The sequence below is a fragment of the Nonomuraea aurantiaca genome, from assembly GCF_020215705.1.
In the GTDB taxonomy this organism is placed as follows: domain Bacteria; phylum Actinomycetota; class Actinomycetes; order Streptosporangiales; family Streptosporangiaceae; genus Nonomuraea; species Nonomuraea aurantiaca.
The window spans coordinates 1-6,547 of sequence record NZ_JAIWNB010000083.1 but is presented as its reverse complement, the minus strand read 5'-3'; the positions used below and the strand labels follow the sequence as shown (position 1 = coordinate 6,547).

General features: G+C 68.3%; 6 protein-coding genes. 3 read left to right on the top strand and 3 right to left on the bottom strand.

Annotated features, from left to right (window positions below; all coding sequences use genetic code 11):
• Nucleotides 1–44: 44 nt before the first annotated feature.
• Nucleotides 45–353, bottom strand: coding sequence for a hypothetical protein (locus tag LDL49_RS56005; protein ID WP_225303117.1), 309 nt, complete (start codon nt 351–353; stop codon nt 45–47).
• An 84-nt stretch (nt 354–437) separates the two neighbouring features.
• Between LDL49_RS56005 and tyrS the strand changes: the two genes are divergently transcribed.
• The gene (gene tyrS / locus LDL49_RS56000) at nt 438–1,703 is read left to right on the top strand and encodes a tyrosine--tRNA ligase (protein ID WP_225303116.1); all 1,266 of its coding nucleotides are present in this window, start codon (nt 438–440) and stop codon (nt 1,701–1,703) included.
• 62 nt (nt 1,704–1,765) lie between these two features.
• Here the strand turns inward: tyrS and LDL49_RS58100 are convergent, their stop codons facing one another.
• Nucleotides 1,766–3,244, bottom strand: a complete 1,479-nt coding sequence (locus LDL49_RS58100) for a glycosyltransferase family 39 protein (RefSeq protein WP_308016325.1) — start codon at nt 3,242–3,244, stop codon at nt 1,766–1,768.
• Between the two features lie 31 nt (nt 3,245–3,275).
• On the opposite strand from LDL49_RS58100, the gene LDL49_RS55990 reads away from it, so the two are divergent.
• On the top strand, nt 3,276–3,881 hold the full coding sequence (locus tag LDL49_RS55990; RefSeq protein ID WP_225303115.1) for an HAD family hydrolase: 606 nt from the start codon (nt 3,276–3,278) through the stop codon (nt 3,879–3,881).
• 429 nt (nt 3,882–4,310) lie between these two features.
• On the opposite strand, the gene LDL49_RS55985 is transcribed toward LDL49_RS55990, so the two are convergent.
• Nucleotides 4,311–4,694 carry a PPOX class F420-dependent oxidoreductase gene (locus LDL49_RS55985; protein ID WP_225303114.1) on the bottom strand — a complete coding sequence of 128 codons (384 nt, stop codon included), beginning with the start codon at nt 4,692–4,694 and terminating at the stop codon, nt 4,311–4,313.
• A gap of 89 nt (nt 4,695–4,783) precedes the next feature.
• Between LDL49_RS55985 and LDL49_RS55980 the strand changes: the two genes are divergently transcribed.
• The gene (locus LDL49_RS55980; protein ID WP_225303113.1) at nt 4,784–5,227 is read left to right on the top strand and encodes a MarR family winged helix-turn-helix transcriptional regulator; all 444 of its coding nucleotides are present in this window, start codon (nt 4,784–4,786) and stop codon (nt 5,225–5,227) included.
• Nucleotides 5,228–6,547 lie beyond the last annotated feature (1,320 nt).

The window sequence follows — 6,547 nt, the reverse complement described above, 5'->3', positions numbered from 1 at the left end:
CGTGACAGAACGGCCGTTCTCACGCGCAACGCGTTACGCGATCGCTACCACCCTCCATGCGGCCCCGGCCCCACTCGCACCTGGAAATCGCACTCCGTGACCGCTCCCCAGCAAATGCACCAGACCCGCCGGCCGGTGAAGCCGTGCACCACGGTGACGCCGCTCTCGTCGGCGACCAGCCGTACCGGGACCAGGACGTCACGCAGCCCCATGGCCCCCACCAGCAGGGCGGCCGGTACGGCCAGCACCACCCCGCGGACATCACCCTGGACGTACCAGAACAGGGCGAGACCGGCACACGCCAGAGCCCCTAGGATCTTGAAAACGGCCAGCTCGCGACGGACCTTCCACATGGCGACCGAGAGTATCCAAGTGGCGGAGATCCGGCGCGATCGGGCACTCTGTAACCACTCGACGTCTCCTGGAAAGCCAGCACCGTGACCGACATTCTCGATGAGCTCGAATGGCGCGACGTCCTCGCGCAGACCACCGACATCGACGCCCTGCGCGGGGCGCTGTCGAAGGGTCCGATCACGGTCTATGCGGGCTTCGACCCGACCGCGCCGTCCCTGCACATGGGCAACCTGGCCACGCTGCTGATCCTGACCCGCTTCCAGCGGGCGGGCCACAAGCCGATCGGCCTGGTCGGCGGCGCCACCGGCCTGATCGGCGACCCCAGTGGCCGCAGCACCGAACGCGTACTCAACACCACCGAGGTCGTGGAGGAATGGGTCTCCCGGATCCGGGTGCAGGTGGAGAAGTTCCTGACCTTCGACGACGGCCCCACCTCGGCCGCGCTCGTCAGCAACCTGGACTGGACCGCCGAGATGTCGGCCATCGACTTCCTGCGCGACATCGGCAAGCATTTCCCCGTCAACCGGATGCTCGCCCGCGAGTCGGTATCGGCCCGGCTCGCCGGTGAGGGACTCAGCTACACCGAGTTCAGCTACCAGATCCTGCAGGCCAACGACTACCTGGAGCTCTACCGGCGCAACGGCTGCACGCTCCAGGTCGGCGGCAGCGACCAGTGGGGCAACATCACCGCCGGCGTCGACCTGGTCAGGCGGGTCGAGGGCGGCCACGTGCACGCCCTGACCGGCAAGCTGATCACCAAGGCCGACGGCACCAAGTTCGGCAAGACCGCGGGCGGGTCGGTCTGGCTCGACGGCGCGCTGACCTCTCCCTACGCCTTCTACCAGTACTTCCTCAACGCCGACGACCGCGACGTGGTGCGCTTCCTGAAGGTGTTCACCTTCCGCGAGCGCGAGGAGATCGAGGCGCTGGAGAAGGCGGTCGCCGACCGCCCGTTCGCCCGCGAGGCGCAGCGGACGCTGGCCGAGGACCTGACCACGCTCGTCCACGGCGCCGACGAACTGGCGGCGGTCGTGGCGGCGTCCAAGGCGCTGTTCGGCCAGGGGTCGCTCGAAGAGCTGCCGGGCTCGACGCTGGCGGCGGCGCTGGCCGAGGTGCCGAAGGCGACGGTTCCGGCTCTCGGGGCGCCGTTCGTGGACCTGCTGGCGGACAGCGGGCTGGTGGAGTCGAAGTCGGCGGCCAGGCGGGCGGTGAAGGAGGGCGGCGCGTACCTCAACAACGTCAAGATCACCGACGAGTCGTACGTGCCTGAGGCCTCGGACCTGCTGCACGGGCGGTTCATGGTGCTGCGGCGCGGCAAGAAGGCGGTCGGCGGCGTCGAGGTCGGCTGACCGCGTCGTTCCTTGGGCCCTTTCCTTGGTTGTACGGAAAGGGCCCGTTCTGTCTGTGGGCCCTATCTGTGGGCGAACAGGGCCACGGTGAGGCCGGGCGTCTCCGCCGAGTGCCACGCCCCGCTCTGCTCGTAGCCCGCCTCCCGTACGGCCTTCACCCGCGGCAGCTTCTGCCCCGCGGACTTGACCCCGCGCCACACGACCCAGACCCGCTCCCGATCGGCCAGCGCGGCGGCGACGTCATCGCGCTCCGGAAAGCCGAACCCCTCCGCCTCCGGAGCGGACCCCAGCCGCAGCACGTCGTCCGGCATCGACCCGTCACGGTAGTAGTCGAACCCCGCCCGCACCGAGCTCTGCCCGAACACGATCGCGTCCCCCGGCCGCCCGTCCACCTTCCGCACGGCCCACGGAAAGTCCTCGAAGCGCCCGTTGGCCTCCCGCACCTCCACCTGCTGCGGTACACCCACCGCCACGGCGACCATCACCAGCCCGCAGCAGGCCACCACCCCACCCCGCGGCACACTCGCCACCGCGATCCCCGCCAGCAACGCCAGAGCGGGCGCGGCGACGAACAGGTACCGGTCCACATAGACCGGCGTCACCAGATGCGACACGGCCAGCAGCAGGACGGGCGGCAGCACCAGCCAGCCCAGCAACGTCCCGGCCCACGCCCTGTTGCGCAGCAGCACCACACCGGCCAGTGCCACCACGAACAGCACCACCCCCACCTCGGTGCTCCCCGCCGCCATCTTCGGGAACTTCAGCAGCACCTCCGGCCCGCGCTGCGGGATCCAGCTGATCGCGTGCCGCTCGCCGTACCCGACCAGACCGAGCACGAGCGCGGGCAGGCAGCCGACGGCGACCGCGGGCGCCCACCTCAGGAGCACGGTACGGCGGGGGAGCAGCGCGACGGCGGCGACCAACTGAGCGGGCAGCACGAGCACCGCGAACAGGTGCGTGCAGCACACCAACCCCACCGCCACCGCGTAGACCACCCAGGGCGTACGCTCCGCCCGCTGTTCCGCCTGCTGCTGGGCATGCGTGGCCCGCTGCTGTGCCCGTGTGGTGCGGTGAAGGGCCCAGAACGAGAAGACCACCGCGGCGGCCGCGGGCGCGTACGAGCGGGCGAAGGCGCCGTAGTACGACACCGATGGCAGCGCCGCGAACAGCAGGCCGGCCGTCACCCCCGCCCACGTACCGTGCAGCCGCCGCCCCAGGTCCACCAGGAACCACGCGGCGACCCCGATCGCCAGCGCCGACGGCAGCCGCAGCCACAGCTCCGCCGTCCCGGCCTTCGCCCAGAGCTGCATGAACAGGTAGTACGGCAGGAAATGACCGTCGATGTGCCGCGCCAGCTCCCACAGCCCCGGCAGCGACCGGGACGCGGCACTGATCGTGGCCAGCTCGTCACCGTTCAGGGAGGCGGAGCCCGAGCCGGCGAACGCCACGACTCCGCCGATTCCGGCCACCCACCACGGGCTCGACCTGCGAGGACGTACGACTGGCCGGGCTGGAGGGGCGAGGGTGGAGGCGGTGGTCACCGGGGCAGAATACGCGCATAGGCTCAGATTTATGCCTGAAGTGATCGTGTTCGACCTTTACGGAGTTATCGCCCGCGTCCAGACGGCTGACGCCAAACAGGGCCTGGTCGACCTCGCCGGAGTGCCGGGGGAGAGCTTCTGGGAGGCGTACTGGGGGTGCCGGCCCGACTATGACGCCGGTCAGGACGCTCTGACGTACTGGGCGGCGGTCGCCGGGCGGCTGGGCACGCGGTTCGCCGACGTGGACGCGCTGATGGCGGCCGACCTGGAGAGCTGGTGCCACGTGGACGACGAGATGGTCGCCGTGGTGCACGAGCTGGCCGATCGGGGGCGGACGCTGGGGCTGCTGTCGAACATCATCCCGGACCTGGTGCCGGTGTGGGAGGCGCGGCACGGTGACTGGCTGGGACGGTTCACGTCGTTGACGTACTCGTGCCGGATCGGGGTGGCGAAGCCGGACCGGCGGGCGTACGAGATCTGCGCGGAGCGGCTGGGGGTGGAGCCGGGGGAGGTGCTGTTCTTCGACGACAACGAGGTCAATGTGGTCGCGGCTCGGGAGGCTGGGATGGCGGCGGAGCTGTTCGTCTCGCCGGCGCAGGTGCGGGCGCTCACGCTTGCTGGTGGGTTTTTGTTCTAGTGGGTCTTGACTGGCCGCTGGGTCTTGACCCGTCGTCGCTCGGCCTGGCTCGTTCGCGGAGCGTGATTTCGTTCGCCCGGCATGGTTCGTTCGCGGAGCGTGATTTCGTTCGCTGAGCGTGACGGTGCGCCCAGCGTGATGCGTTCGCCCAGCATGATTTCGTTCGAGCAGCGTCGTTCGCGCAGTAACAGCCGAGGCGCCGGCCCGCTGGATGCCGGGCTTGCCGTTCGCGTGGGCCTTGGCCAGGCCGTCACCCACGCGGGCGGTCGCCGGCGAGCCTGACCAGCACCGTCCACCCGCAGCGGTCTCGCCCACTCCCAGCCGTCTCGCACCCCCGACCCGCTCGGGCGGCGGCCGGGGCGGAGGGCGGGGCGGCGGCTCCGGCCATGGCGACCGCCCCCGGGCTTCACCGGTCGATGGCTGATCGTTTCACTGGCTGGTCGTACGTGTCGGCCGGGCGACGATCACCACCCGCCGCTCCGCGTCGCCCACCGGCCGGTCGTACGGCAGGCCGTAGCGGGTGGCGAGCACGTCGAAGAAGTCTCCCGAGGGGTCGGGGTCGATCCGCTCCACCACGGCCCGGACCTCTAGGTACCGGTACGGCTTGTCGGGGTCGTTGATGGAAACCGCCAGGTTCCCATTTGCCGCGACATTTCGGTACTTCTGGCGGTCCGTAGTAGTCGTGAAGCGCAGGAACTCCCCGTCCCACACGGTCCAGACCGGGTTCACATGTGGCTTCCCGTCCGGCGCGATGGTGGCCAGATGCGCGAACAGCGGCCTGGTCAACAGGTCCAGATGGCTCTCAGGAATCACGTGTCGCCTCCTCATTCGGGTGTACGGCTAAGCACATTATCAAAGCTTTGATACTCGTCAATGTTAGATTGCTTGTACCATCTCGTACCATGGGCATGCCCGCGGAGGAACGCCTCGGCCTCGACATCAAGCGAGCGGAGCAGGAACTGATCGCCGCCAAGCAGATCGCGGTCAGGCCCGCCGGGCTGACGGTGCCGCAGTACGCGACGCTCTACGTGTTAGCGGACAACCCCGGCATCTCGGCTGCCGCTCTCGCCCGAGCCTGCCTGGTGACTCCGCAGGCGATGACCGTGGTGCTGAAAAACCTCGAGACACGCGGGCTGGTCGAACGTACGCCGCACCCATGGCACGGCAATGTCCTGGAGACCCGGCTCACGGACACCGGCCGCATCGCGCTGGAGGAGGCGGACGAACGGGCGGTGCGGATAGAGCAGGCGATAGCGGACGAACTCACCGCCGAGGAGCGTGACACCCTGCGCTCCCTCCTCCGGCGCTGCGGGACGGCGATCGACCGGGCATCCTCGCAACTGTGAAAGCTCGCACGGGGCCTCTACGCCGGGCATCCCGCAGTGATGACGTCTCGCAGAGCGGTGTAGTTTCTCGGCCGCTCGGCCCCGATCGTCCCTGGTAGAAGGCATGCAGTGAGATCGTGGATCACCACTCAGCTTGGATATCCCCGCAGCGCTCAAAGGGAGCCATCCCCGCAGGGCCACGTTCTCATGTTCGGTCAGCGCTCCTGTTCGGTTCGCCATCTGCTCGGTCCAGGATGCCGTCCGATCCCTCCGTTCTGGGCTCCCGTCTGGCCAGCACCCTGCCCGGCTCGCGATCCGTCCGGCTCGGGACCTCCCTCGGCTTGCGATCCATGGACCCTGTCCGGCTCGGGATCTCCTTCGGCTCGCGATCCGTCCGGCCCGGGATCCGGTCCTGGAGGAGAGGCCGCAGTACCCCAAGAGCGACTTGGCGCTGATGGGCGTCCACTTGTCCACCCTGGCCGTCCACAAGGTCCAGTCCACTATCCGTTCGGCCCACTATCCGTTCGGCCCGCTATCTGCTCGGTCCGCCATCTGCTCGGCCCGCGCTCGGTCCCAGTCCGTGCACGGGACTCAGTTGATGTCCGGCGGAACGGTACTCGAGCCACTGCGGCCCAGGGCGCGCACGGGAGTCAGGGTCGCCCGCCCCGACCTCCAGCTCATCTAGCTCATCCGCATGTCACGCAATGGCCTCCAAGCCGCGACATATCCCGCCATGTCCCTCGCGGAAACCGGGGACATGTCCTGCCATGTCCCCGGTTTCCGCGACTTGGACGCCTCGAGTCTCCGATCTGATCCGCGTTTTCGCAGATCAGGGCCGGTCTCGCCAGAGGTCCAGCAGAGACCTAGAGAGCGGGCGTGAACGCCGATTTGACGTTGGGCGAACGGCGACCTAATCTTCTCTTCGCCCCGGGAGTGAGCCGGACGCCGATGAGGCGGACGGGCCCCCAGGGCGAACCCCCTTGAGAAACGAGCCACTCGGCCAGGCGCTCCCATGCGCTCGCTGGCACGAGTCGTCTCGGGTGCGCTCAGATCACCGGAAAATCGGTTGATTCGACAAGCCCAGGATGGCACGGTAAGTTAAGAGGGTTGCCCCGGAGACGGGGCGCACAATCTTAGCTAGGTTGCTCGACTTCAAGCAAGTCTCTGGTTTGACTCGAAGTCGACAAGCACTTAAGATTAAAACACGAAATGAACGCCTCTCGCAGGTTGGGGAGTACGCGTCCGTTTCTTGAGAACTCAACAGTGTGTTAAAAGCCAGTGCATGATGCACAACCCCGTCATGTCTGCGCCTTTATGGTGTGGATGTGGTGGATTCCTTTT